The sequence below is a fragment of the Nocardioides hankookensis genome (genome assembly GCF_042658885.1).
GTDB classification, from domain to species: domain Bacteria; phylum Actinomycetota; class Actinomycetes; order Propionibacteriales; family Nocardioidaceae; genus Nocardioides; species Nocardioides hankookensis.
Map to the genome: position 1 here is coordinate 263048 of NZ_JBHSRJ010000001.1, position 26309 is coordinate 289356.

Here is a 26309-nt window from a genome sequence, read left to right on the forward strand (position 1 = left end):
GCCCGACATCGCACCGGGCCTCCGCACGTGGACGAACGTGACGCGAACGCGGAGCTTGAGGAACTCATGAGATCTCCCGGCCTCACCTAGCCCGGCGTACGGGCTCCGGCTCCGTCACCTTCTGGGTCTTACGCACCCGAAGTGGGGAGTTCCCCACGCCTGCGGACGCAAATCCCCCCTCGCGCACGTGAGCGAAGGCCCCGGAGAGATCCGGGGCCTTCGTCATTTCGCCGTTCCTCATTTCGTGGGCCCGACCTACGCGCGGGTAGCCTTCGCCCGTGACCCCGACACCGACCCGTTCCGCGCGCGTGCGCGCGATGCTCGGTGAGGTCGTCCGGTTCCTGGCCGTGGGTGGGCTCGCGACCGTCGTGTCGTTCGTCGGCTTCAACGTGCTGGTGCACGGGCTGTTCATCGCCCACGCGCCGCTGCACGACCGGCCGATCCTGGCGTTCGTGGTCGTCAACCTCGCCGCGGGCCTGTTGGCGTACGCCGGGATGCGGGTCTACGCGTTCCGCGACCGCAACGTCGAGGCGTCGACCACGGGCGTTCTCCGGTTCTTCACCCTCGGCGCGCTCACGATGCTGATTCCGGCCCTCTGCCTGTGGTTCAGTCGCTACGTGCTGGGGCTCACCGGTCCGGTCGCCGACAACGTGGCCGCCAACGTCGTGGGTCTGGGCATCAGCGCCGCCACCCGGTTCTGGGTCTTCCGGCGCTTCGTCTTCACCGAGGAGCCGGTGGTGGCATGAAGGGCGACCACCTCTACGTCCACCGCCGCCGGCGCTACACCCACCACGGCATCGACTGCGGCGACGGCACGGTGATCCACTACGTCGGCGGCTGGGGCACCATCCGCCGCGTCGACCGGACGTCGTACGACGAGTTCGCGCTGGGCGCCGAGGTCTTCGTGCGCTCCTACAAGCACCGGCTGCCGGTCGAGGAGATCCTCGCGAACGCCGAGTCCAAGCTCGGGTCGCACGGCTACCACCTGGTCCGCAACAACTGCGAGCACCTCGCGACCTGGGCCTCCACCGGCGCCCCGCGCAGCCGGCAGGTGCGCCGCTGGGCGATGGCCGGTCCGGGCGCCGTCGCGTCGATCAGCGTCGCCGACGCCGCCGGCATCCACCTGATGGTGCTCGGCAGCGTCGGGCTCGGGGCGTTCGCGGTCGGTTCCCCGCTGCGACGTAGCATCGGAAGGTCCCGTCGTATCCAGATGAGTGAGGCACTGCCGTGGGAGACATCGGCGCCCCAGAGCTCCTGATCGTCCTCGTTGTCGTCGTGTTCCTCTTCGGCGCCACCAAGCTGCCCGACCTGGCCCGCGGCGCCGGTCAGGCGCTGCGGATCTTCAAGGCCGAGACCAAGGGCCTGCGCGAGGACGACCCGAAGACGCAGCCGCCGACGCTCTAGGCACAGTTGGCGCGGAGTTCCCGCGCGCGGTGCTGACGGCGCCAGGCCCGCACGACCACGGCGGTGAGGTCGAGCTCGGCCGCGATGGCGTTCGGGTGCGGGCCGACGAGCCGCTCGGCACGCGCGTAGTCCGCGGGCGTGATCAGCATCCGGGCCGCGTGCTCCCAGGCCCGTCTCTCGCGGGCGAGGGTCGAGCAGCTGTCGTCGTAGACGAAGTGCGCGTACTCGTGCGCCAGCACCGGGACGAGCTGGCGCAGCACGAGGCCCGGGTTGAGCTCGATCAGGCGGAGCTGCCGCCGGTACTGGCCCTGCCGGTGCGGGCCCAGGTCGGCCCACTCGACCCGGACGCCGTGCGAGGCGCAGAGGTCGACCAGCTCGACGAAGCGCTGCTCGTTCATCGCTCGGTTGTACAGGCTCCCTCCGACAGTCAGGGGGTGTCCGGCGCCTCCTGCTCGGTGGCGATGGGGTCCGCGGAGTCGTGCGCCGCGAGCTCGAGGACCTGGGCGCGGTCCACGCCGTCGACGGCCGCCTTGGCCCGTCGGACCAGCTCGGCCGGATGGAGGTCGAACACCGCCGCGATCGCGGCCAGGTCCGTCACCGTGAGCGTCACCCGCCGGCCCGTCCGGGAGTTGCCGCCGTCCAGGCGGTCGGACATGTACTGAGACGACCTCCCCACGAGCCGGCCGAGTGCCCGGGACGACAGGTCGCGGCGTCCCATCTCGGCCTTGATCTCGGAGACCAGCGCCTCCGAGAAGCGCGCGAGGGCGTCGGGGCTGAGCGGCATGGCCATGTCGGAAGGCTGTCAGACGCATGAAAAGTCGTCAATCCGCATGACATGGTTGACAATGCATGATCAATCATGCAATGTCTAGACATGACCCCTGCGGAGTACGGCGCGGCAGTTGCTGCGGAGGTACGCGCAGAGATGGGACGCCAGCAGAAGCAGGCCAGCGACCTGGCCGCCACGCTCGGGGTCTCGGCCACGACCGCGCGCGCCCGCATGTCCGGGGCCGTCGTCTTCGACGTGGTCGAGCTGCTGGTGGTCGCCACCTGGCTCGACGTGCCCGTCGAGCGGCTCGCCCTCCTGGAGAGCGCCGAGGTCTCGTGAACACCGTTGTCGTGCCCTGTTCTCGGGGCCAGGGGAAGGAGAGAAGCATGATCAGGTCTCGGTCACGAGGGCTCGGTCGGAGGGTGCGGCGAGGGGGGAGCCTGGTCGCGGCCGCCTGCCTGGGGGCGGCGATGCTGCCCGGCCCGGCCGCCGTCGCGGCGGCACCTGTGGGCAACGACCCGGACGATCCCGACCACACGGTGGTCGTCGACACGGTCACCTACTACCTCGACGGTGTCGTGGTCGAGGGTGAGGCCGTCGAGACGTACGACGTGGACGGTGCCGCGACCGCATCCTCCGTCGCGCCGTACGAGACCGTCGACGGCCAGGGCGAGCTGACCCGGAGGCCGGTCGGCCGGACGAGCCTCCGCCTCGCGAGCAACCGCACGGTCACCTGGCGCGACCTCCGGCGCTGGATGGAGCACCCCGAGCAGCTGGCACCTGTCGGCACCGGACGCCTGCTGACGAAGGCCGAGGTGCGGGCCAGGCTGGCGGCCGCGCGGACGTCCCTGCGCGGCCCGCGGGGCGGGTCGTCGGCCCGCGCGGCCGCTGCCGCGGCACCGGCCGGGCCGGCGGCGTTCGACGTCGCCGCCAGCGCCTGCCTGGACGGGGACTACTCCGACAACGACGTGCACATCCGCGCCTGCGTGCGGCAGAAGAAGGCGGGCAGCTACCTGTCCGGCGGGAAACGGCACTTCCTGGTCAGCCGGCAGGGCATCGCCACCGGGTGGTCGACCGACAGCGGGTGTCGCGACTGCGACCGGATCGAGGGCGTCGGGACCTACGGCTGGTCGACCAACGCGGACCGGCCGGAGAACCTGGACTGGGCGCCGGCCGGCGCCGTCGTCGTGCGGGACAACTGCGTCACCAAGACGACGAGCTCGACCTACGACATCCGGGGCGTCTCGGCGACCTCCTCGCAGAGCAACGAGATCTGTCCGGACAAGCTCGACGTGTGGACCGACGGGCACGGCATCACCTACTACATGGGGTCGAAGTGGTCCGGGAAGGACGTCGACAAGAACGAGACCCGTGGCACGATCTGGACCTCCGTGGGAGTGTGGACGCCGGGCAACCAGAGCGGTGACACCTTGAACCTCTGGGTCCACGGACACATGTGGTGGGACTGATGGCTGTCGTTCAGCACGAGCCGACGACGGAGCGCCGACGCACGCTGCTGCCGGCGGCGGTCGCGGCCGTCTGCCTGCTGCTGGTCGGAGGCGTGGTCGGCTTCGCGTGGGGCTCCGCCGCCGGTGATCCGTCCCGGCAGGTCACCGGTGTGGTCGAGCACGTCAACGACCACGCGATCTCCCTCACCGACGTCGACGGCGCCGAGGACGGCATCATCATGGCGGCGTTCGTCGCCAACCCCGACTTCGAGGTCCACGACGGCGACACGGTCTCGGGCACCTTCGTGGAGTTCAACGAGCAGGACCGGACCAACGCCTTCATCGTCGAGAAGCTGGTCAGCCGCTCGACGCCTTGACGTACGTGCCCCGCCCGGTCGGGAGGGGGAGGTCCAGGGTGGTCGCGATGCCGGGTCCGGCGGCGCGTACGTCGGGGATGGCGTTCACGATCCGCCCGCAGGCCGCGACGATCGCCGCGTGGTTGTGGTCGCCGTGCTCGCTGCTCGGCACGACGTCGACGACGTACGACGGCTCGCCGGTGATCTCGATCCGGTAGGCGCCACCGCCGGCCGACGGGCGTGCCCAGTCGGGCCGCAGGTCGTCGCGGGTGCGGGTGACGTGCTCGACCACGATGGCGGGGTGGCCGTCGACCAGGCCGCTGATCGAGAAGTGCAGCGCCGCGATCGTGCCCTCCGTGATCGTGCCGGCCGCGATCTCGTAGGTCTCCGGCGCCGGCTCGGCCTCCCAGAACTCGACGATCTCGTCGACCTCGATGCCGAGCCCGCTGGCCATCATCCGGATGGCGGTGCCCCACGCGAGCCCGAGCACGCCGGGCAGGAAGAGCAGCGGCGTCGAGTCGACCGGCTGCCCGAAGCCCATCAGGTCGAACATCACCTCGGCTCCGTCGTACGTCGCGTAGTCGGCGAGCTCGTAGCACGTCACCTGCTCGACGCGCTGGCAGGTGCTGGCCAGGGCGAGCGGGAGCAGGTCGCTGGCGAAGCCCGGGTCGACACCGGTGATGTAGACGGTCGCGCCGCCCGCCCGGGCCGAGGCCTCCACCTTGTCGATCACCTTCTGCGGCATGGTTCCCCAGGGGAACTGGAGCGTTCCGGGCGCCGAGCCGACGACGTCGATGCCGGCCTCGAGCAGGCGGCGTACGTCGTTGGTCGCCTCGACCGGGCGGGTGTCGCCCATCGCGCAGTAGACGACGCACTCCGGCTCCGCGGCGATCACGGCGTCGAGGTCCGCGACGGCCGTGATGCCGGTGGTGACGCCGAGGCCGGCGAGCTCGCCCGCGTCGGTGCCGACCTTGTCGGGGCTCGAGGTGGACACCGCGACCAGCTCGAACCGGTCGTCGGTGATGAGCTGCCGAAGGGTCAGCCGGCCGGCGTTGCCGGTGGCGACCTGGGCGACGCGGATCGTCATGGTCGTCTCGTTTCTAGAACGTGTTCTAGCGCGATGCTATCTTGCCGCACATGGGACGTGTAGACGGCAAGGTCGTGCTGATCAGCGGTGGCGCGCGCAACATCGGCGGGGCCAGCGCGCGGATGCTCGTCGCGGAGGGCGCGCAGGTCGTCATCGGTGACCTGCTCGACGAGGAGGGCCAGGCGCTCGCCGACGAGCTCTGCCAGGAGTCCGGGCGGAGCGCCGCGACGTACGTCCACCTCGACGTGACGTCCGAGGAGGACTGGGCGGCCGCGGTCGAGACGGCCACCTCGACGTACGGCCGGCTCGACGTGCTCTTCAACAACGCGGGCATCTTCAACGGCGGTCAGCTGCAGCGCTACCGGGCCGCCCAGTGGCAGCAGATGCTCGACGTCAACCTGACCGGCGCCTTCTTCGGTGCCAAGGCCGCTGCCGACGCGCTGATCGCCGCGGGCGGCGGCTCGATCATCAACACCTCCTCGATCGAGGGTCTCCGCGGCACCCCGTGGGCGCACGGGTACGTCGCCTCCAAGTGGGGGCTGACCGGCCTGACCAAGTCGCTGGCGATGGAGCTGGCCCCGCACGGCATCCGGGTCAACTCGCTCCACCCCGGACGGATCAGCACGCCGGCGACCGACCAGATGCCCGAGGGCCTGATCCCGATCCCGCTCGGCCGTCCGGGCCAGCCCGACGAGGTGGCGACGTTCGTGGTCTTCCTGGCCAGCGACGAGTCGTCCTTCTCGACCGGCTCGGAGTTCGTGGTCGACGGCGGCACGGTCATGCACATCCCGACCAACATCTGAGCGTCGTCGATGTCGAGAACGCACTGACGGCTCCGTCCCCGGGTCGAAGGCGGCCAGAATGGTCGCCTCGGACACCGAAGGAGCACCGTCGTGAAGTACCTGCTGCTGAAGCACTACCGCCGCTCGACCGGGCCCGAGCCCACCGAGGTCGGCACGATCCCGATGAGCGAGTGGACGCCCGAGGAGGTGTCCGACCACATCGCGTACATGAACCAGGTCGCCGACGACCTGCGTGAGCGCGGCGAGTTCGTGGACGGGCAGGCGCTGTCGCCCGAGGGGATGTGGGTGCGGGGTGACGGAGCCGGCCGGCCGCCGGTCACCGACGGCCCGTTCGCGGAGACCAAGGACCTGATCGCCGGGTGGATGATCATCGACGTCGAGTCGGAGGAGCGGGCCCACGAGGCCGCGGCGTACCTCTCCTCGGCGCCGGGCGCCGGCGGCCAGCCGATCTACGAGTGGCTCGAGGTGCGGCCGTTCCTCGAGCACCCGCAGACGGTCACGGACTGACCTACGTGGACCAACTGCTGCGGGACCTGGGACCGCAGGTCCTGGGTGTCCTCGTCCGTCGCGGAGCAGACTTCCCGGCGGCCGAGGACGCCGTCCAGGAGGCCCTCGTCGAGGCCGTACGGCGCTGGCCGGACGAGATGCCGGCCGAGCCGAAGGGCTGGCTGGTCACCGTGGCGTGGCGGCGCTTCCTCGACGCACAGCGATCGGAGGCCGCCCGGCAGCGGCGCGAGCTCGCCCACGTCGAGGAGCCGCCGCCGGGGCGGACCGAGCAGCGCGACGACACCCTGCTGCTGCTCGGGCTCTGCTGCCACCCGGACCTGACGCCGGCCTCGGCGGTCGCGCTCACCCTGCGAGCGGTCGGCGGCCTGACCACCCGCCAGATCGCCGAGGCCTACCTCGTGCCCGAGGCGACCATGGCGCAGCGGATCAGCCGGGCCAAGCGCAGCATCTCCGCCGTCGACCTCGGCGCGCAGGGCGACCTGACGATCGTGCTCAAGGTCCTCTACCTGATCTTCAACGAGGGCTACACCGGTGAGGTCGACCTCGCCGCGGAGGCGATCCGGCTGACCCGGCAGCTGGCCGGCGACACCGAGGACCCCGAGGTCGCCGGGCTGCTCGCGCTGATGCTGCTCCACCACGCCCGGCGGGCGGCGCGCTTCTCGGCCGACGGGTCGCTGGTGCCGCTGGCCGAGCAGGACCGCTCGCGCTGGGACGAGCACGCGATCGCCGAGGGCGTCGTCGTGCTCCAGGCCGCGCTGGCACGCGACCGGCTCGGCGAGTACCAGGCGCAGGCGGCGATCGCCGCCCTGCACGCCGACGCCCGGACGGCGGAGGAGACCGACTGGCCGCAGGTGCTCGAGTGGTACGACGAGCTGGCCCGGATCGTCGACAGCCCGGTCGTCGCCCTCAACCGGGCGGTCGCCGTCGGCGAGGTCGACGGTCCCCTGGCCGGCCTGCGCGCCGTGGAGCAGGTGCCGGACGGCGTACCCCGCCGTACGGCGGTGCTCGCCTACCTGCACGAGCGGGCTGGCGACCGCCGGACGGCCCACGACCTCTACGTCACCGCAGCCGCCCAGGCGGCCTCCGCCGCCGAACGCGACCACCTGACCCGTCAGGCGGCCAGACTGAGGTCATGAGGACTCGGGGGATCCGGCTGGCGACGATGGTCGCGGCGACGGCCGCGCTCGCCGGCTGCGCGACGACCCGCCCGGAAGCGCCCGCGCCGCGCGGTCCCTCCCCGCAGGAGACCTCGGGTCGGCCCAACATCGTGATGATCACCCTCGACGACCTCGCCGAGAGCGACCTCGCGGTGATGCCGCGCACCCGCCGGCTGCTCGCGCGGCAGGGCACCACGATGACCCAGGGGCTGGCGCCGACGCCGATGTGCGCTCCGGCGCGGGCGTCGTTGCTGACGGGGCAGTACGCCCACAACCACGGGGTCCTGACCGTCGAGGGCGCCGGGGGCGGCTTCCGGGCCTTCGACGACCGGCGCGCGCTGCCCGTCTGGCTGCAGCGCGCCGGCTACGAGACGATGTTCGCCGGCAAGTACGTCAACGGCTACGGCCTGCGGGACCCCCGTTACGTGCCCCCGGGGTGGGACCGCTGGCGGGCGAGCGTGGACATGTCGACGTACTCGTTCGTGCACACGAGGTTCAACGTCGACGGCACCGTCGTCCAGCCGCCCGGCTACAGCACCGACATCCTGGCGCGCTACACCGAGGAGATGCTGGCCCAGCACCGGCACGGACCGGCACACGACGACCCGTTCTTCCTCTGGGTCAACTACGTCGCGCCGCACCACGGCGGGCCGCACGAGTCCGACGACCCGCCCCGCGACTGGCCGCGAGGTCGCGAGCTGATCACGACGACACCGGCACCGCGGGACCGCAACACCTTCAGCGATGCCGCCCTGCCACGCGACCCCGCCATGTGGGAGCGGGACCTACGCGGCAACCCGCACGCCGGACCGCGCGTGTCGGGTGCCTACAAGGCCGCGATGCGCGAGGTGCACCAGCAGCGCCTCGAGTCCCTCCAGGCCGCGGACCGGGCGGTCGGGCGGACCGTCACCGCGCTGCGCCGCCACGGCGAGCTGGCCAGCACCGTCATCCTGCTCACCTCCGACAACGGCTTCCTCGTCGGCCAGCACAACCTCTTCGGCAAGCTGTGGTTCTACGACGACTCGCTGCGCATCCCGGTGATCATCCGGGGGCCGGGCATCCCGCGCGGACAACGCGTCTCGACCCCGGTCACCAACCCGGACCTCGCCGTCACCATCGCCGGGCTCGCCCGGGCGCGGCCGCTGCGGCGGGTCGACGGGGTCGACGTGCGCCCGTGGCTGACGCGTCCGGACGTCCGGCGGGTCGTCCCGATCGAGGCCTACCCCGTGGAGGGCGGGCGGCAGCGCATCTACTCCGGCATCCGGTACGGCGCCCTGACCTACGTGCGCTCGCGCGGCGGGTTCGAGGAGCTCTACGACCGGGCGCGGGACCCGGGCGAGCTCACCAACGTCGCGCGCCTCCCGGCGTACCACGAGCGGCTGGTGCGGCTGCGGGCGTGGGACCGTCGCTACCGCAGCTGTGCCGGCAGCGGCTGCCCCGGCTAGCGCCGCGCGGTGCCGAGCATCGAGCTCAGCGCCCAGATCACGGCGACGTCGAACGCGATGATGATGACCGCCCAGGCGGGGTAGAACGGCAGCCAGAGGAAGTTCATCAGCGCCGACAGGACCGCGAGCACGACGCCCGCGACCAGGGCCCAGCGCTTGGCCATCAGGATCGACGCGCCGATCACCGCGACCAGGATGCCGAGGACGATGTGGATCCAGCCCCACGTCGTGAGGTCGAGCTCGAAGACGTAGTTGGGAGTGGTGACGAAGACGTCGTCCTTCGCAGCCGCCGAGACACCCTCCAGGAACTGGAAGATGCCGACGGTCAACAGGGCCGCACCGGCGAAGATGCCGAGGCCGTCGGCCCACGCGTTCTCGGTGTGTGACGAAGACATGGTCGGAGTATGGCGCAGTGCGAGGATGACGTGGTGGAACGCAACTGGGCCGGCAGTCACGTGTTCGGGGCCGCGGAGGTACGCCGGCCGACCAGTGTCGACGAGCTGGGTGGGATCGTCGCCGGCCACGATCGGGTGCGCGCCCTCGGGACGCGGCACGCCTTCACCGACCTGGCCGACACGACCGGCGTCCTCGTCGAGACCTCCGGTCTCGGTGGCGACGTCGAGATCGACGCGGACCGCCGCGTGGTGCGGGTGCCCGGTGGCCTCCGGTACGGCGACCTCGCCGGGCACCTGGCCCGGCACGGCTGGGCGCTGGCGACGATGGCTTCCCTCCCGCACATCTCCGTCGCCGGTGCGGTCGCGACCGGGACGCACGGCTCCGGCGACCGCACCGGGTCGCTGGCTGCGGCGGTCGCCGGCCTGGAGCTCATCGGGCCCGACGGCGGGCTGCGGCGGATCGAGCGCGGTGACGCGGACTTCGACGGCCACGTCGTCTCGCTCGGCGCGCTCGGCGTCGTCACCGAGGTGACCCTCGACGTCGAGCCGACGTACGACGTCCGCCAGGACCTCTTCACCGACCTGCCCTGGGCCGTCGCGGCCGAGCACCTCGACGAGCTGACCGCCAGCGCCTACAGCGTCAGCCTCTTCACCGACTGGGTGAGCGGCACGGTCCAGCAGGTGTGGCTCAAGAGCCGGGGCACCGAGCCGCCCGTGGACCTGTGGGGGTCCGGCCCCGCGACCACGACGCTGCACATGCTGGCCGGTGCCGGCATCGAGGCGGTGACCGAGCAGGGCGGGGTGCCCGGGCCGTGGCACCAGCGGCTCCCACACTTCCGCATGGAGTTCACGCCCAGCCGCGGCGAGGAGCTCCAGAGCGAGTACCTCGTCCCGCGCGACCGCGTGCACGAGGCGATCGACCGGCTGCGCGGCCTGGCCCCGTCGTTCGCCCCGCTGCTGCAGGTCAGCGAGGTCCGCACCATCGCCGCTGACGACCTGTGGCTGAGCGGCGCCCAGGGCCACGACGTGGTGGGCCTGCACTTCACCTGGATCCGCGACGTCCCGGGCGTGTACGCCGTGCTGCCGGCGATCGAGGACGCCCTGCTGCCCCTCGGCGGACGCCCGCACTGGGGCAAGTGCTTCGCCGCGGGCGCCGACGCCCTGCGTCCGCTCTACCCGCGCTTCGACGACTTCCGGGCGCTCGTGCGGCGTGTGGATCCGGGGCGGAAGTTCACCAACTCGTTCCTGGGGCGCACCCTTGACCTAGGGTGAGCGGGTGCCCGACACGACGCCGCCCGCCGGGCACACCCCGGCGTACGGCGAGGTCGACCTCACCACCTGCGACCGGGAGCCGATCCACATCCCCGGCGCCATCCAGCCCCATGGCGTGCTGCTGGCGCTCGACGAGGACACCCGCGCGGTGATGGTGTCGGCCAACCTCGCCGACCTGGTCGGCGTCGAGCCGGAGGACGCGATCGGGCGCCGGTTCGCCGACCTGGTCGGACAGGAGCTCGCGACGGCCGTCGACGCCGGCGCCGAGACCGCGTTGCTGCGCGACGTCGTGGTCGACGTCCGACGGCACCGCTCGGGCGACCGGCTGGTCGTCGAGATCGAGCCGCTGAGCCCGGTGGGGGAGACCCGGCAGCCCTACCAGTCGACGCGGTCGGCGATGACCCGGCTGGCGCAGGCGTCGTCGGTCGTCGAGCTCGCCTCCCGCCTGGCGCTCGAGGTGCGCGCGGTGCTGGGCTTCGACCGGGTGATGGTCTACCGCTTCGACGAGGAGTGGAACGGCGAGGTGATCGCGGAGGAGAAGCGCGACGACCTGAACTCGTTCCTCGGTCTCCACTACCCGGCGACCGACATCCCGGCCCAGGCGCGGCGTCTCTACACGGTCAACTGGACCCGGCTGATCGCCGACATCGACTACCGCCCGGTGCCGCTGCACCCGGTCTTCGACGCGGACACGCAGGCACCCCTGGACCTGTCGCACGCGACGCTGCGCAGCGTCTCCCCGATCCACATCGAGTACCTCTCCCACATGGGCGTCACCGCCTCGATGTCGGTCTCGCTGATCGTCGACGGGGAGCTGTGGGGCCTGATCGCCTGCCACCACTACTCCGGCGCGCACCGACCCAGCCACGAGGCCCGGTCGGCCGCCGAGTTCCTCGGCCAGGTCGCCTCGCAGCTCGCCGGCGGGCGGGAGCGCGCCGACAACCGCGAGCGCACGCTCGCCGCCCAGACGGTCCTCGGGCGGATGATCACCCGGACCTCGGCCAACCCCGAGTCGCCGCTGGTGAGCGTCATGGACGACCCCGAGCTGCTCTCCCTGGTCGGCGCGACCGGTGCGGTCCTGTCGTACGACGGCGTGCTGACCGTGCGGGGCGAGGTCGAGCTCGACCGCGACCAGCTGGACGCCGTCGCGGCTGCGCTCGAGGACCCGAACAGCTACGCCACCGCGACCGACCGCATCGGGGAGCTGGTGCCGTCCGCCGCCGGGATCCCCTCCGCGGCGGGGGTGCTGCGGGTGGGCTCGGCGCCCGACCGCTGGCTGCTGTGGCTGCGGCCCGAGCAGGAGCGCGTGGTCGACTGGGGTGGCGACCCGACCAACAAGGAGCTGGCCGCCGCCGAGGGCGGCCACGTGCGACTCAGCCCGCGCCGGTCCTTCGAGAAGTGGCGCCAGGTCGTCCGTGGTCGGAGCACGCCGTGGGCGCCGTGGAAGCTCGAGGTGGCCGACGCGCTCGGCAAGCACCTGATCGGGCTGCTGCTGAGCCGCTCGCGCGACCAGATCGCCATGGCCGAGTCGATCCAGCGCAGCGTGGTCGCCGACCAGCCGCCGACGTACCCCGGGGTCGAGCTGGCCGCCCGCTACCAGCCGGCCTCCACCTTCCAGCTCGGTGGCGACTGGTGGGACACCTTCGAGCTGCCGGACGGTCGGATCGCCTTCGTCGTCGGTGACGTGGCCGGGCACGGCGTGTCCGCGGCGTCCGCGATGACCCAGGTGCGGACGGCGCTCCGCGCCTACCTGTTCGAGGGCCACGACCCCGCCACCTGCCTGGATCGCCTCGACCTCCTGATGGCCGGACTCCTGGACCAGCGGATCGCGACCGCCGTGCTCGCCGTCCTCGACCCGCGCACCGGACGGGTCGAGATCGCCAGTGCCGGGCACCCGCGGCCGATGCTGGTGACCGACCAGGAGTGCGTGGACCTCGACGTCCCGGTCCGGCCGTTGCTCGGCGTCGGCGCCGGCGCCGCAGAGACGATCGAGCTGGACCTCGCCCCGGGCGCCGCCCTGCTCCTCTACACCGACGGCCTGGTCGAGCGGCGTGACGCGGACCTGGTCGAGCGGACGGAGCGGCTGTGCCGCCTCGCGGCCGAGACCTACGCCGGCGCCGACCTGGAGAGCTGGGTCGACCGGCTGCTCGAGCTCCACGACGACGGCGGTGGCGACGACACGACGGTGTTCGCCCTGCGGCTGCGGTAGACCGGCTCACCCGAGTCGGGGGAGGCGTTGCCCGTGGGCACCGCGCACGATCGAGGCATGACCAAGGACTTCAACGGCGTCATCCAGGTCGACGTGCGCGACTCCGTGCCGGACTGGACCCCCTTCGAGCTGAAGCGGGCACCCGAGGGTGCCCCCAACATCCTGGTGGTGCTGTACGACGACACCGGGATGGCCGCCTGGTCGCCGTACGGCGGTCGCATCAACATGCCGACGATGGACCGGCTGGCCGCCAACGGGCTGACCTACACGCAGTGGCACACGACCGCGCTGTGCTCGCCCACCCGCTCGACGTTCCTGACCGGTCGCAACCACCACCTCAACGGGTGCGCGACGATCATGGAGGCGACCGACGGCTTCCCGGGTGCGTCGGGCCGGATCCCCGACGAGTGCGCGACCGTCAGCCACCTCCTGCAGGACAACGGCTGGTCGACGTTCTGGGTCGGCAAGGACCACAACGTGCCGGAGGAGGACAACGCCCCCGGCGGCAACCGGTCGATGTGGCCGCTCCAGCTCGGCTTCGACCGCTTCTACGGCTTCCTCGGCGGCGAGACCAACAACTGGTATCCCGACCTCGTCGAGGACAACCACTTCATCGACCAGCCCTACTCCCCGGAGGAGGGCTACCACCTGTCGAAGGACCTCGCCGACCAGGCGCTGCAGATGCTGCGCAACCAGCAGGCGTCCAACCCGTCGAAGCCGTGGTACCTCTGGTTCTGCCCCGGCGCCAACCACGCCCCGCACCACGCGCCGGAGGAGTACATCAAGAAGTACGAGGGCGCCTTCGACGACGGCTACGAGGCCTACCGCGAGTGGGTGCTCGCCCGGATGATCGAGAAGGGCATCCTGCCGGAGGGCACCGCGCTGACGCCGCTGAACCCGATGCCCGAGGAGGCCGCGAACCCGGACGACTTCGTCCGACCGTGGGCCGAGCTCAACGACGACGAGCGCCGTCTCTTCGCCCGCTTCGCCGAGGTGTACGCCGGGTTCTCGGAGTACACCGACGCCCAGGTCGGCCGGATCGTCGACTACCTCGAGGAGACCGGCCAGCTGGACAACACGCTGATCTTCTACTGCGCCGACAACGGAGCCTCGGGCGAGGGCTCGCCCAACGGGTCGGTCAACGAGAACAAGTTCTTCAACGGGTACCCCGACGACCTGGCCGAGAACCTGGCGATGATCGACAAGCTCGGCAGCGCCGATACCTACAACCACTACCCGACCGGCTGGGCGGCCGCGTTCTCCACGCCGTTCCAGATGTTCAAGCGCTACGCGCAGTTCTCCGGTGGCACCTGCGACCCGATGGTCATCCACTGGCCGCAGGGCATCGAGGCCCGCGGCGAGATCCGGCACCAGTACCACCACTCGACCGACATCGTGGCGACCGTCCTCGACGTCACCGGGCTCGAGATGCCGGCGACGTACCGCGGGGTCGAGCAGCACCCGCTGAGCGGGGTGTCGATGCGGGGCAGCTTCGACGCCGCGGCCGACGCACCGACCAACAAGGAGGTGCAGTACTACGCGATGCTCGGCACCCGGGGGATCTGGAAGGACGGCTGGAAGGCCGCCGCGATCCACGCGCCGATCAGCGGCAAGGGCAACTTCGACGCCGACGCGTGGGAGCTCTACCACGTCGACGAGGACCGCTCGGAGTCGAAGAACCTCGCCGACGAGATGCCCGAGAAGCTCCAGGAGATGGTCGACGCCTGGTTCCAGCAGGCCGACGAGAACAACGTGCTGCCGCTCGACGACCGCAAGGCGCTCGAGCTCGTGACCATCCAGCGGCCGCAGGCGGAGCCTGCGCGGGACCGGTACGTCTACTACCCGGACACCGCCGCGGTGCCCGAGAGCGTCGCGGTCAACATCCGCGGCCGGTCGTACAAGATCATCGCCGACGCGATCCTCGACGACGACGCGCAGGGCGTGCTCTTCGCGCACGGCTCGCGCTTCGGCGGGCACGCGCTGTTCATCAAGGACCACAAGCTGCACTACGTCTACAACTTCCTCGGCATCCCGCCGGAGCAGACCTTCGTGTCCGAGCCGCTGACCGCGGGCCCGCACACGCTGGGCATGCAGTTCGTCCGCGAGGGTGCCGGCGAGCACAAGGAGTCGGTCGGCACCTGCCGGCTCTACGTTGACGATCAGGTCGTCGCCGAGGGGCCGATGCGGGCGCAGATCGGGAAGTTCACGTTGTGTGGCGACGGGCTGTGCGTCGGCTACGACAGCGCCGACACGGTGAGCCGGCAGTACACCAACCCGTTCCCGTTCACCGGCGGCAAGCTGCTCGGCGTCGCGGTCGACGTCAGTGGCGAGCAGTACCTCGACCTCGAGCTCGAGGCGGCCGCGATCCTGTCGCGGGAGTAAGGCGTCACGCTCGTGGCGTGGCCGGCCCCTCGACGATCATCTGGGGCCGGCCCACCACGATCAGCCAGGCCGGCAGGGCGGCCAGGACGAGGATGGGCAGCAGGTCGGCGTCCGGGACGACGGTCAGCGCCATGAAGAGCGCGAGCCAGCCGTTGCGGGTGACGGCCACCAGGATGCCCACGCACGCAGCGGTGATCGCTACCGCCGGCGCGACGTCGGGGAAGACCGCGACCACGAGCCAGCCGAGCATCACGCCGATGAAGAGGGCCGGGAAGATCCGACCGCCACGGAAGCCGACGGAGGCGGCGACGAGCAGGGCGACCAGCTTGACGCCGGCGAGCAGTGCCAGGTGCCCGGCCGAGTAGTCACCGATGTGGGCGGAGACGTCCTTCATCTCGTCCAGGCCCTTGAACATGCTGTCGCGGCCGCCGAGCACACCGAGGACGCCGAGCAGCGCGCCGCCCAGCGTGAGCAGCACGACCGGATGCGTGATCCGGTGGAACACCGCGTGCAGGGGCGGGAATGCGTAGACCCCGACCATGCCGACCACGCTGGCGGCGACCGCGATGACCGCGGCGATGGCGAGGTCGCCCGGGTGGAACCCGCCGTACGCCGGCACCGGGAGCGCGAGGTCGAGGTCGGAGAGCGCGAGCATCGTCGCGGCTCCGGCGCCGGCTGCGACCAGGGGCGCGAACATCCGGTTCCAGAGCGGGATCCGGGCGTCGCCCGGCGAGGTCTCGCTCAGCAGCAGCGCAGCACCAACGGGCGTCCCGAACATCGCCCCGATCGTCCCGGCGAGGGCCAGCCCGATCCAGAACACTGCCTGGGTCTTCGGCAGGAGACGCATGCCGAGGACGACGGCGAGGCCGACGTTGAGGGCGATGATGGGGTTCTCGGGGCCCAGGCTGACGCCGCCGGCGAGGGTCAGGATCAACGCGGCCGCCAGACCTGGCAGCGCGCGCAGCGGCAACGGCGGCGAGACCAGCTCCACGGTGGCCGGGTCGGGCCCGGCGTGGCCGGGTGCCTTCCACACGACGAGGCCCGCGAGGGCGCCCGTGCAGGTCAGCAGCAGGATCGTCCACCACGCCGCGTCGGGATCGACGCCGAGCTTCGGAGGCAGGTCGTCCCAGACCAGGCCCTGGAGCCAGCCGGCGAGCACCGAGATGCCGATCAGGGTGAGACCCGATCCGACGCCGACGAGGACCGCAGGGGGCACCTGGCGCAGCAGGCTGCCCGCCGTCACCGTCGGAGCGGCGGTCGTCTCAGCCACGGCGTCCCCTCTCGATCGCGGCGTCGACCGTCGGCTGGACCAGGCCGTCGGTCTCGAAGTCGGTGAACCAGGGGGCCCGGCGGGCTGCCTCCGCGGCCTCGGGCGGTAGCGCGGCCACCACGAAGCCGATGCCCTCCTGCCCGAGGTCGGCGTGCAGGCCTTCGAGCACGTCGAGGAACGGCGTCGTGACCTTGCCGACCGCGGCGGCCTCGAGCACGACCGCGACCGGGCGCGGATCGCGCTCGATCGCAGCGGCGAAGATCGCGTCCTGGGTCGGCTGCGCGTTGCCCGTGAAGAGACCGCCGTCGAGGTGGAAGAGCACCACGTCGTCGTACGCCGTGGTGTCCTCGGCTGTCTCGGGGTTGATCGTCCAGCCTCCCCCGACGCGGGGCTGCACTGGCCGCACCTGACTCTGGCTGACCGCACGCAGCACGAGCACGAGCGTGAGGGCGACCCCTACACCGACGGCGAGCAGCAGCCCGGCGGTGAGACCGATGACGGCGGTCGCGACCGCGACCCAGAACTCGGCGCGGTCGATCCGCAGCAACCGGGTGAACTCGGCGGGGTGCACGAGGCCGAGCACGGCCACCATCACCATCGCGGCCAGGATCGCCTCGGGCAGGTCGTCGAGCACGGGACCGAGGAAGAGCGCGACCAGCACCGCGAGGACGGCCGTCACCACCCCCGCGAGCTGGGTGCGCGCGCCGGCTCGCTGGTTGACCGCGCTCTGCGAGAAGCCCCCGGCAGGTGGCATCGACTGAGACAAGCCGCCCGCGAGGGCGGCCACGCCGTTGGCGAGCAGCTCCTGGTCGCTGTCGATCGGCGGCTCGGAGCGCTGGCGCTGGGCGCGGGCGACGATGACGGTCTCCATGAAGGCCATGATCGCGATCGCCGCGGCCCCGGGCATCAGGACGCCGATGTCGCCCCACATCGGCATCGTCGGGGTCGGCAGGCCGGACGGCACCTGCTCGATGAGGGCCAGTCCGTGCTGCTCCACGTCGGTCATCGCGACCAGGAGGATCGCGCCGGCCACGACGACCAGGGGACCCGGCACCTGGGGGGCGACCCGGCGGAGCAGGTAGAGGATCCCGATCGCGACCGCGGAGACGACGACGGTCACGGCGTTGGCGTCGTCGAGCTTGGAGAGCGTGTCGCCGAGCTTGCCGAAGAACCCCTCGCCCTCGCTGTCGCCGCTCACCCCGAGCAGTGTCGGCAGCTGCGAGACGGCGACGGTGAGGCCGACACCGGTCTTGACGCCGATCATCGTCGCGGGGCTGATCTGCTCGACCAGCGAGCCGAGCCGGAAGAGCCGCATCAGCAGCAGTGCGAGCCCGACCAGGATGGTGAGGGTGAAGGCATCGCGCAGCAGCTCGTCGGCGCTGCGGTCGTCGGGCAGCACGGCCAGGGCGGAGGCGGTGAGGACCGCGATCGTGGAGGTCGTCGAGATGCTGAGCGAGCGCGAGCCGCCGAGGGCGGCGTACACCAGCATCGGCAGCATGCAGGTGTAGAGGCCGACCTCGACCGGGAGGCCCGCGATCGTCGCGTAGGCCATCGCCTGCGGGATGACCACGGTGCCGGCGGCGATCCCCGCGAGCACGTCGTACCGGACCCAGCCGCGCTGGTAGCCGCGCAGGGTCGGTGGGGTCCAGGCGGGCACGCCTCACCCAATCGTGTCCTGCGGGCCGCAACCTCACCCGTTGAGGGTGAGCCCGGATGAGCGGTCGCGGGGGGAGCGTGGTGACCACCAGCGATCCGGGAGGGGTCCTCGTGGCCAAGCAGTTCAAGGGAGTCGTCAACCTCGACGTGCGCGACTCGGTCGCCGACTGGACGCCGTTCCGGGAGCCGCCGGCACCCGACGGTGCGCCCAACGTCCTCCTGGTGCTCTACGACGACACGGGCCTCGCCGCCTGGTCGCCGTACGGCGGCCGCATCAACATGCCGACGATGCAGAAGCTCGCCGACAACGGCCTCACCTACACCCAGTGGCACACCACCGCGCTCTGCTCGCCGACCCGGTCGTGCCTGCTCACCGGGCGCAACCACCACCAGAACGGCTTCGCGCAGATCGCCGAGGGCGCCCAGGGCTTCCCGGGGCACACCGGCCACATCCCGATGGAGAACGCCACCATCGGCGAGGTGCTCCGCGAGAACGGCTACAACACCTTCTGGGTCGGCAAGAACCACAACATCCCGCTCGACGAGTGGGCCGTCGGCGCGAGCAAGCGCAACTGGCCGCTGGCGCGAGGCTTCGACCGCTTCTACGGCTTCATCGGCGGCGAGACCAACAACTGGTATCCCACGCTCGCCGAGGACAACCACTACGTCGACCAGCCGTCGATGCCCGAGGAGGGCTACCACCTCTCCAAGGACCTGGCCGACAAGGCGATCTCCTACATCGCCGACAGCAAGACGTCGGCGCCCAAGAAGCCGTGGTACCTGTGGTTCTGCCCGGGCGCCAACCACGCCCCGCACCACGCGCCGGAGGAGTACATCGCCAAGTACGCCGGCCAGTTCGACGACGGCTACGAGGCCTACCGCGAGTGGGTGCTCCCGCGGATGGTCGAGAAGGGCATCCTCCCCGAGGGCACCGCGCTGACCGACATCAACCCGCTGCCCGGCGAGGCGGCCCAGCCGCTCGACCACGTGCGGCCCTGGGACTCCCTCAGCGACGACGAGAAGCGGCTCTTCGCCCGGATGGCGGAGACGTACGCCGGCTTCTCGGAGTACACCGACGCGCAGGTGGGCCGGATCATCGACTACCTCGAGGAGACCGGTCAGCTCGACAACACGATCGTCATGTACTGCGCCGACAACGGCGCGTCGGGCGAGGGCACACCCAACGGGTCGGTCAACGAGAACAAGTTCTTCAACGCCTGGCCCGACGAGATGGACGAGAACCTCGCGCTGCTCGACGAGCTCGGCTCGCCCGCGACGTACAACCACTACCCGACCGGGTGGGCGACGGCGTTCTCCACGCCGTTCAAGATGTTCAAGCGCTACACCTACCAGGGCGGCGTCGCCGATCCGCTGGTGATCTCCTGGCCGAAGGGCATCGAGGCCCGCGGGGAGGTGCGCACGCAGTACCACCATGCGGTCGACGTCGTGCCCACGATCCTCGAGTGCGTCGGCATCGAGATGCCCGACCAGGTGCTCGGCTACGCGCAGACCGAGCTGCCCGGGGTCTCGATGAAGTACTCCTTCGATGCCGATGGTCCGACGCAGAAGGTGATCCAGTACTACGAGATGTTCGGCACCCGGGCGCTGTGGCACGACGGCTGGCACGTCGTCGCGCAGCGTGCGCCGCAGCAGGGCGCGACGGCCGCCGACTTCGTGAACGAGACCTGGGAGCTCTACCACTCCGAGGAGGACCGGGCCGAGGCGCACGACCTCGCCGACCAGCACCCCGAGAAGGTCAAGGAGCTGGTCAACCTCTGGTACGTCGAGGCCGGCAAGTACGACGTGCTGCCCCTCGACAACCGCTCGCTCGAGGACCTGGTCAAGGAGATGCCCGTCGCCGACATCCCCGAGGGCGGGATCTACCGCTACTACCCGGACACGTCCCCGCTGCCGGAGTTCAACGCGGCCGAGATCCGGGGGCGCTCCTTCAAGATCCTCGCGGACGTCGAGCTGACCGAGGACTCCGAGGGTGTGCTGATCGCCAACGGCGCTCGGTTCGGCGGGCACACCCTCTTCGTCAAGGACCGGAAGCTCTGGTACGTCAACAACTTCCTGGGCATCCCGCCCGAGCAGCAGCTGGTGTCGCCGGACGTGCTGCCGACCGGAGCGCACGTCCTCGGGGTGGAGTTCTCGAAGGAGAGCCACGGGGACCGGGGCCAGGCGATCGGGACCGCCACGCTCTACGTCGACGACCTGGCCGTCGCCAAGGGCGACTGGAAGACCCAGCCGGGGCACTTCGCCCTCTGCGGTGAGGGCCTGACGGTCGGGCGCGACTCCTCCGACCCGGTCACGAAGGAGTACGCCGCGCCGTACGCCTTCACCGGTGGGCGGATCAAGGTCGTCGAGATCAACATCGGCGACGACGTGTACGTCGACCGCGAGCGCGACTTCCACGCCGCGATGTCCCGGGACTGACCCTGTAGAAAGGAGTCGTGACAGACGGCATGGTGCTCGTCCCGGGCGGGACGACCACGATCGGCAACGACCACTTCTACCCCGAGGAGCGCCCGCTCCGCGAGGTCACGGTCGGCGACGTGTGGTTCGACGAGCACCCGGTCACCAACGCGGAGTTCGCGCGCTTCGTCGAGGACACCGCACACGTGACCGTGGCCGAGATCCCGCCGGATCCCGCCGACTTCCCGGGAGCCGACCCGGCCCTGCTGGTGCCCGGCTCCCAGGTCTTCACGCTGACTGACGGTCCGGTGCACCTCGGCGACTGGACCCAGTGGTGGCGCTGGCAGCCCGACGCCTCGTGGCGCGCGCCCCAAGGACCGGGCAGCTCGTGGGAGGAGATCCCCGACCACCCCGTCGTGCACGTCGGGTGGGAGGACGCCACGGCGTACGCCCGCTGGGCCGGCAAGGACCTCGCCACCGAGATGGAGTGGGAGCACGCCGCGCGCGGCGGACTGGCCGGCCGCGACTTCGCGTGGGGCGACGAGCTGTCGCCGGGCGGTGCCGTGCTCGCGAACACGTTCCGCGGTCCCTTCCCGTGGCGCAGCGAGGACCCCTACGGCTTCGACCACACGTCGCCCGTCGGCACCTACCCCGCCAACGGCTTCGGCCTGCACGACATGATCGGCAACGTCTGGGAGTGGACCACCACCCGCTGGACCGACAACCACGCCCGCGCCGGCGAGGTGGTCTCGTCGGCGGCGACGGCCAGCCCGTGCTGCGGCGGCAGCGTCCGCCTCGTCGAGACGGACCGGTTCGTCACGAAGGGCGGGTCACACCTGTGCTCCCCGGACTACTGCCAGCGCTACCGTCCGGCCGCCCGGCAGGGGCACGGCGTCCGGGACACGACGTCCCACGTCGGCTTCCGGTGCGTACGACGAGCGTGAGAGTCAGCGCCGCGGTCCGTCGTGGGTATCGGTGGTTGAGGTGTGAGGGCCGCTACTAGGCCCGAGCCTCGAAACCACCACCGGGCAGATCAGCTCAGCGCCGCGGTTCGTCGTAGTCACCGCTGGTGACGCGAGGGACGGGATACGTGGTCACCGTGGCCTGTGGTTGTGGGGGCGATTTCCAGTGGCTTGTCGGCCTGCGGGTGGTCTCGGGTCGACCGTCGTGGCCCGGGTAGGCATGGGAGTGGCCCCACCGACGGTGCCGGTGGGGTGGGGGTCAGCGGGTTCGTCGTCGTCGGTGGTCGTCGACGTCGACGGGGTGGGTGCGGCCCTTCGGGGTGGTCCAGAGGAAGCCGGTGCGGCTGGTGCGCCGGTAGGTCCAGCCGCCGAAGGTCTTGACGCGGTGGTGGTAGCGGCACAACGGCGCCAGGTTCGAGCTGGTGGTCTTCCCACCCCTGGCGTAGGGCTGGATGTGGTCGAGGTCGCAGTCCCGGGCGTCTTTGTTGCAGTGCGGGAACACGCAGGTCGGCGTGGTGAGGATCGCTTGTTCTCGCTGTCGGGCGGTCGGCGCGTAGGCGTCGGTGCTGATCTCTTCGGACAGGTCCAGCACGGGCCGGACCGACACCTTCGTGCCGTTGGTGGCGCACCATTCGTGGAGCTGCTCGATGGTGGCGTAGGGCAGGTGGGCGCCTTCGACCGTCACGATGCCGTGGGCTTCGTCGGGTTGGTGGTGGGCGTAGATCACCACCTCCCGCGGGACCGCTGCGTCGCCGCCGAGCTGGCCGGCGGCCATGGCGCGGCGGATGTCGAGGTCGAGCTCGGGGTGGTCGGTGAGGAGGGCGTGGGCGCCGGCCTTGATCTGTGCCTCCAACGCGAGGGCGTCGGTGTAGTCCAGGAGCCCGCTGATGGGGACGAGTCCGTCGTTGAGGTGGGTGACGGTGAGACCGATGTCGAGGTGCTGGGACTGGGACCTGTCCAGGCGGATGCCTTCGGCGTGCTCGGGGTCTGCTTCGGCGGCGGCGGTCTCCACGGCGTTCTCGACCTTGACCCAGGAGCACGACTCGAGGACGGGTGCGAGGTCCCGGTCGACCGACGCGGCGGCGATGGGGTCGAGGCGGCGGGTGCGGTCGGTGACCCGACGGACCTTCCACACCGCGACCTCCCCGGCCATCGCACGCGCCCAGATCTGGGGGAGCCGGTACTTGGCTTCCAACGCTGCACCGAGGTACGCGCGACCTTGGTGAGCGGTCATCCCGACCGCGGCGGCGAACTCGGCGACCGCGAACTCCGACATGCCCGGTGCGCCTTCGCCGGCGAGGTTGATCGGTTGGTCGCCGAACATCACCAGCTCACCCAGCTCGTCGACCGGGCTGTCTTCGACCGGTGCCGGGTGCGCTTCGGCCCACCGGGCGGCGAGCTCGAACTTCTTCGCGGCGGCGAGTCGTTCGGCGAGGTCGGCCTCGGCCGCGCACGCCAGCAGGCCCCGCAGCTGCGGGTCCTGGGTCCGGGTGCGTCGAGACATGCTCGATCCTACCACGATTCGAACACATGTGCGAGCCAAGATTGTCGTCAATTCTGCCAACTTCCGCGGACCCGCAGCCCGGGATGCGGCCCAACCACGAGCCCGCGGGATCCGCAGCGCAGGGGGACCGTCTGCGGGGTGGTGGTTTCGAGGCTCGCTGCGCTCGCACCTCAACCACCGTGTGTCGCGAAGCGGCCGCAACCATGAGCCCGCCGTACCCGTGTAGGAAGCCTGTCGGCGGCCGACCCGAGCAGGCCAGCAGCGCAGGGAGATCGGCTGCGGGTGGTGGTTTCGAGGCTCGCTGCGCTCGCACCTCAACCACCGTGTGCCGGGAGGCGGCCGCAATCACGAGCCGGTCGTACCCGTGTAGGAAGCCTGTCGGCGCGCGACCACGGACCGACCCGCGGGCTGTGGTGGTTTCGAGGCTCGCTGCGCTCGCACCTCAACCACCGTGTGCGAGAACCCTCAGGCCTCGCGCCGCTCCCGGCGGGCCTCGGCGCGACGTGCGGCGTTCTCGCGCACCCGGCTGTTGAGCGTGCTCGCGGCGGTGGCGATGACCACGACGTTGAACACCATCTGCAGCAGGACGAGGACGCGGGCGACCTGGCCGGAGGCGTTGATGTCGCCGTACCCGACCGTGAGCAGCGTCGTCATCGTGAAGTAGAGGGAGTCGATGCGGGTGGACATCCCGACGAACTGGGAGCCGTCCTCGAGGTGCAGGCGGTAGAAGGCGAGCGCGAAGACGAGCACGCCGGCGACCATCGAGAGCAGCAACCCGTCGATGCGGCGACTGGGGTCGTCGACCTGGAGGAGGACCTGCCAGATCACCAGGGCGCCGACCAGACCGATGCAGACGATGCTGACGAAGCCGCGCTCGACGAGTCCGCGGTCGGTGTGGAACCCGACCGGGATGACGAAGTAGAGGACCAGGGCGACAACGACCAGCAGGACGTCCCTGACCATGCGGTGCCAACCGCGCATCATCGCCTCCTCGATTCACCCTCGTCGGGTGAGCGGGGCGGCGCCGCCGCCACCCATGCTGGGTGCCATCCTGCCGGAACCGGCGGCGATGACACGGGAGGTGAGCCAGCGGTGGATGTCGCCGCCCTGCGCGAGCGGGTGACCACGACGTACCACGCGCGTCGCGACCAGGCGATGGAGCTCCTCGACCGGGTGCCCATCCTGGGTCGCCTCGTCAACGACTTCATCAAGATCGAGTTCATCGACCGGTGCATGCTGATCGCGGCCCAGGGCCTGCTCGCGCTGATCCCGATGCTGGTCGTGCTGACGGCGTTCTTCCCGCACGCGACCTCTGACGTCGTCCGGGTCTTCTCGCAGGCGACGGGGGTCGGCTCGAACGGCACCCAGCTGCTCGAGGGCGAGGTGACGACAGGTCAGGTGCGTACGCAGACCGGCATCTTCGGCTTCCTCATCACGATCTTCTCCGCGACCAGCTTCGCGCGGGCCATCCAGCGGATGTACGAGCGGATCTGGGACCAGCCGCACGTCGGCGGGGTGTCGGGGGCGCAGCGCTGCCTGCTCTGGCTGCTCGGCTGGATGCTCACGCTGCAGATCATCGGCGCGCTCCGCCGGATCGGGGACGGCGTCGGCGGCATCCTCGGGGACGGTGTCGGCATCGTCGTCCAGGCGCTCCTGCTGTCGGTGATCTGGTGGGCGACCAGCTGGGTGCTGCTCTTCGGGCGGGTGGCCTGGAGTCAGCTCGCGCTCGGCGCGTTGCTCACCGGGGTCATCGGCGTCGTCTACAACCGCGGCGCATCGGTTCTGATGCCGCCGTACGTGAAGGCGAACGCCGACCAGTTCGGCACGCTCGGGGTGATCCTGGCGGTGTCGACGTGGTTGATCGGCTTCGCCGCGATCATGGTCGGCTCGGCCCTCGTCGGCCGGGTCGTGACGGAGGACCCGACGGTGCGCGGCGTCGTCAGGAGGGTGTGGCGTCGGGAGCCGGAGGACGGGACAGCAGCTCCACCACCAGCAGGATGACCGCCGCGGCGACGATCAGCCAGATCGCGAAGACGCCGGTCGGGTGGTCGCGCATCACGTAGAGCAGCAACGCCAGCCCGAGCACGGCGACGCGGATCGTGGTCTTGTAGGTGTAGAGCGCGATGCCGAAGCGGCCGGTGTCGATCCCGACCCGGTCGCCGCCCTGCCGGACGGCGCCGATCGCGCGCGACGTGCCCCGGCGCAGCGCGACCGGCGCGCCCACCGGCCCGGTGACCCAGCCGATGAACGCGACGGCGAGCGCCACGACCATCACCGCGCGCAGGTTGAGCCGGATGAAGGACACCAGCTGGTCGTAGATGGCGGCGGCGGCCTCGGTGGGCAGCTGGTCGGTCGGTACGGCGTTGAGGTAGATCTCGCGCGACAGGTTGAGCCCGGCACCGAGCAGCAGCATCGAGAAGGCGAGCGCGAGCGCGCCGGCGACGAGGGTCTTGCGTCGAGACCGGCCGACGGCGATCGCACCCACGAGGCAGAGCAGCGCCAGGATCGGCAGCCAGGTGTTGATCGCGTCGAGCAGTCGGAAGGCCGTCTGTGCCTTGGTGATGTCGTCGGACTGGAAGATCGTGAACTGCGCGTCGACCTGGGGCAGCCGCTCGACGAGCGTGAAGCCGCGGTCGACGAGTCGCTGCTTGACGGTGTCGATGAGCGTCGCGAGGTTGATGGACACGGCGTTGTTGCTGATGTCGACGGTGTCGGTGTCCTTGCCGGTCAGCACCGCGACCATCTGGGTGTGGGCCTGGCGGTTGGCTTCCTCCCACGCGGTCTGGAACTGGTCGGACTCGACCAGGGTGGTGACCTGGTCCTCGACGAAGCCGTTGATGGCGTCGGCGAGCGGTCCCGAGAGCGCCTGCAGGCTGGTGGCCGCCAGCGGCGGCAGCCCACGGTCGGCGAGCGCATCGACCGCTTCCTTCGTCACCGACTCCACCTGGAGGCGGGTGGTGATCTCGGTGGTGATCCGGTCGATGACGGCCGCCTGGACGGCCGGGTCGCTCGCGAGCGGTCCGACGATCTCGACGTACCGGTCGGTGTCCGAGACCGTGTCGTGGGCCCAGCGGGCGACGACCGAGAGCGGCGCGAGCACGGCCATCAGCACGATCAGCACGGTCGCGACCACCGGCCGCCACCACCCGGTACGCCTGGGTGCGTCGGCCGGGATCTCGACCGTCGGGGGTGGCGCGTTCACCTCGGCCCGGAGGCGCTCGACCTCGGCCCGCAGCTCGTCGACCTCGGACGGCTTCTCGTCGGCCAT

25 protein-coding genes are annotated in these 26309 nt (G+C 71.1%); 16 read left to right on the top strand and 9 right to left on the bottom strand.

Going from position 1 to position 26309, the window contains the following annotated elements; all coding sequences use genetic code 11:
* The first annotated feature begins 278 nt into the window (after positions 1-278).
* The 3 genes from ACFPYL_RS01235 to tatA are packed head-to-tail and all read left to right on the top strand — an operon-like array spanning position 279 to position 1404.
* Complete coding sequence (locus tag ACFPYL_RS01235) at positions 279-746, top strand: GtrA family protein (RefSeq protein WP_379149527.1); 468 nt, start codon at positions 279-281, stop codon at positions 744-746.
* Complete coding sequence (locus tag ACFPYL_RS01240; protein ID WP_379149529.1) at positions 743-1258, top strand: lecithin retinol acyltransferase family protein; 516 nt, start codon at positions 743-745, stop codon at positions 1256-1258. The genes ACFPYL_RS01235 and ACFPYL_RS01240 overlap by 4 nt, the downstream gene beginning before the upstream one ends.
* Positions 1228-1404, top strand: coding sequence for a Sec-independent protein translocase subunit TatA (tatA, locus tag ACFPYL_RS01245; protein WP_379149531.1), 177 nt, complete (start codon positions 1228-1230; stop codon positions 1402-1404). The genes ACFPYL_RS01240 and tatA overlap by 31 nt, the downstream gene beginning before the upstream one ends.
* Here tatA and ACFPYL_RS01250 read toward each other — a convergent pair.
* Together ACFPYL_RS01250 and ACFPYL_RS01255 are read right to left on the bottom strand one after the other, a co-directional pair.
* A complete protein-coding gene (locus ACFPYL_RS01250) occupies positions 1401-1802 on the bottom strand; it encodes a hypothetical protein (RefSeq protein ID WP_379149533.1) in 402 nt (133 codons plus the stop codon). The two genes, tatA and ACFPYL_RS01250, sit on opposite strands and share 4 nt — an antisense overlap.
* A gap of 29 nt (positions 1803-1831) precedes the next feature.
* Positions 1832-2194 (bottom strand): hypothetical protein, encoded by a 363-nt coding sequence (locus tag ACFPYL_RS01255; protein WP_379149535.1) that lies wholly within the window; start codon positions 2192-2194, stop codon positions 1832-1834.
* Between the two features lie 84 nt (positions 2195-2278).
* Here ACFPYL_RS01255 and ACFPYL_RS01260 point away from each other — a divergent pair, with 84 nt between their 5' ends.
* From ACFPYL_RS01260 to ACFPYL_RS01270, 3 genes are all read left to right on the top strand, one after another.
* Positions 2279-2512: a hypothetical protein gene (locus tag ACFPYL_RS01260; protein ID WP_379149537.1), complete on the top strand. Its 234-nt coding sequence runs from the start codon at positions 2279-2281 to the stop codon at positions 2510-2512.
* An 83-nt stretch (positions 2513-2595) separates the two neighbouring features.
* Positions 2596-3642, top strand: coding sequence for a hypothetical protein (locus tag ACFPYL_RS01265; protein WP_379149539.1), 1047 nt, complete (start codon positions 2596-2598; stop codon positions 3640-3642).
* The gene (locus ACFPYL_RS01270) at positions 3642-3998 is read left to right on the top strand and encodes a hypothetical protein (protein WP_379149541.1); all 357 of its coding nucleotides are present in this window, start codon (positions 3642-3644) and stop codon (positions 3996-3998) included. Before ACFPYL_RS01265 ends, ACFPYL_RS01270 begins: the two co-directional genes overlap by 1 nt.
* On the opposite strand, the gene ACFPYL_RS01275 is transcribed toward ACFPYL_RS01270, so the two are convergent.
* Entirely contained in the window at positions 3979-5064 is a 1086-nt protein-coding gene (locus tag ACFPYL_RS01275) for an NAD(P)H-dependent amine dehydrogenase family protein (protein ID WP_379149543.1), read from the bottom strand. The two genes, ACFPYL_RS01270 and ACFPYL_RS01275, sit on opposite strands and share 20 nt — an antisense overlap.
* A gap of 50 nt (positions 5065-5114) precedes the next feature.
* Between ACFPYL_RS01275 and ACFPYL_RS01280 the strand changes: the two genes are divergently transcribed.
* From ACFPYL_RS01280 to ACFPYL_RS01295, 4 genes are all read left to right on the top strand, one after another.
* On the top strand, positions 5115-5867 hold the full coding sequence (locus ACFPYL_RS01280; RefSeq protein ID WP_379149545.1) for a glucose 1-dehydrogenase: 753 nt from the start codon (positions 5115-5117) through the stop codon (positions 5865-5867).
* 90 nt (positions 5868-5957) lie between these two features.
* Positions 5958-6374: a YciI family protein gene (locus ACFPYL_RS01285; protein ID WP_379149547.1), complete on the top strand. Its 417-nt coding sequence runs from the start codon at positions 5958-5960 to the stop codon at positions 6372-6374.
* A gap of 5 nt (positions 6375-6379) precedes the next feature.
* Complete coding sequence (locus ACFPYL_RS01290; protein WP_449289699.1) at positions 6380-7510, top strand: RNA polymerase sigma factor; 1131 nt, start codon at positions 6380-6382, stop codon at positions 7508-7510.
* A complete protein-coding gene (locus ACFPYL_RS01295) occupies positions 7507-8976 on the top strand; it encodes a sulfatase family protein (protein WP_379149549.1) in 1470 nt (489 codons plus the stop codon). The genes ACFPYL_RS01290 and ACFPYL_RS01295 overlap by 4 nt, the downstream gene beginning before the upstream one ends.
* Here the strand turns inward: ACFPYL_RS01295 and ACFPYL_RS01300 are convergent.
* Entirely contained in the window at positions 8973-9371 is a 399-nt protein-coding gene (locus ACFPYL_RS01300; RefSeq protein WP_379149551.1) for a DUF7144 family membrane protein, read from the bottom strand. The two genes, ACFPYL_RS01295 and ACFPYL_RS01300, sit on opposite strands and share 4 nt — an antisense overlap.
* Before the next feature lie 33 nt (positions 9372-9404).
* Here ACFPYL_RS01300 and ACFPYL_RS01305 point away from each other — a divergent pair, with 33 nt between their 5' ends.
* Genes ACFPYL_RS01305 through ACFPYL_RS01315 form a run of 3 tightly spaced genes read left to right on the top strand, consistent with a single transcriptional unit; the run spans position 9405 to position 15234 of the window.
* A complete protein-coding gene (locus ACFPYL_RS01305) occupies positions 9405-10643 on the top strand; it encodes a D-arabinono-1,4-lactone oxidase (protein ID WP_379149553.1) in 1239 nt (412 codons plus the stop codon).
* Between the two features lie 4 nt (positions 10644-10647).
* Positions 10648-12852: a SpoIIE family protein phosphatase gene (locus tag ACFPYL_RS01310; RefSeq protein WP_379149555.1), complete on the top strand. Its 2205-nt coding sequence runs from the start codon at positions 10648-10650 to the stop codon at positions 12850-12852.
* Positions 12853-12909: 57 nt separating this feature from the next.
* Positions 12910-15234 (top strand): arylsulfatase, encoded by a 2325-nt coding sequence (locus tag ACFPYL_RS01315; protein WP_379149557.1) that lies wholly within the window; start codon positions 12910-12912, stop codon positions 15232-15234.
* A gap of 4 nt (positions 15235-15238) precedes the next feature.
* On the opposite strand, the gene ACFPYL_RS01320 is transcribed toward ACFPYL_RS01315, so the two are convergent.
* Positions 15239-16504 (bottom strand): ion channel protein, encoded by a 1266-nt coding sequence (locus tag ACFPYL_RS01320; protein WP_379149559.1) that lies wholly within the window; start codon positions 16502-16504, stop codon positions 15239-15241.
* On the bottom strand, positions 16497-18161 hold the full coding sequence (locus tag ACFPYL_RS01325) for a SulP family inorganic anion transporter (protein WP_379149561.1): 1665 nt from the start codon (positions 18159-18161) through the stop codon (positions 16497-16499). Before ACFPYL_RS01325 ends, ACFPYL_RS01320 begins: the two co-directional genes overlap by 8 nt.
* A gap of 56 nt (positions 18162-18217) precedes the next feature.
* On the opposite strand from ACFPYL_RS01325, the gene ACFPYL_RS01330 reads away from it, so the two are divergent.
* Both ACFPYL_RS01330 and ACFPYL_RS01335 read left to right on the top strand, forming a co-directional pair.
* Positions 18218-20596, top strand: a complete 2379-nt coding sequence (locus ACFPYL_RS01330) for an arylsulfatase (RefSeq protein WP_379149563.1) — start codon at positions 18218-18220, stop codon at positions 20594-20596.
* A 17-nt stretch (positions 20597-20613) separates the two neighbouring features.
* On the top strand, positions 20614-21519 hold the full coding sequence (locus tag ACFPYL_RS01335; protein WP_379149565.1) for a formylglycine-generating enzyme family protein: 906 nt from the start codon (positions 20614-20616) through the stop codon (positions 21517-21519).
* A gap of 277 nt (positions 21520-21796) precedes the next feature.
* Here the strand turns inward: ACFPYL_RS01335 and ACFPYL_RS01340 are convergent, their stop codons facing one another.
* Complete coding sequence (locus tag ACFPYL_RS01340) at positions 21797-23041, bottom strand: HNH endonuclease signature motif containing protein (RefSeq protein WP_379149567.1); 1245 nt, start codon at positions 23039-23041, stop codon at positions 21797-21799.
* Between the two features lie 465 nt (positions 23042-23506).
* Positions 23507-24022, bottom strand: a complete 516-nt coding sequence (locus ACFPYL_RS01345) for a potassium channel family protein (RefSeq protein ID WP_379149569.1) — start codon at positions 24020-24022, stop codon at positions 23507-23509.
* A gap of 111 nt (positions 24023-24133) precedes the next feature.
* Here ACFPYL_RS01345 and ACFPYL_RS01350 point away from each other — a divergent pair, with 111 nt between their 5' ends.
* Positions 24134-25042 (top strand): YhjD/YihY/BrkB family envelope integrity protein, encoded by a 909-nt coding sequence (locus ACFPYL_RS01350; protein WP_379149571.1) that lies wholly within the window; start codon positions 24134-24136, stop codon positions 25040-25042.
* On the opposite strand, the gene ACFPYL_RS01355 is transcribed toward ACFPYL_RS01350, so the two are convergent.
* Positions 24981-26309 carry a hypothetical protein gene (locus ACFPYL_RS01355; protein ID WP_379149573.1) on the bottom strand — a complete coding sequence of 443 codons (1329 nt, stop codon included), beginning with the start codon at positions 26307-26309 and terminating at the stop codon, positions 24981-24983. The genes ACFPYL_RS01350 and ACFPYL_RS01355 overlap by 62 nt on opposite strands.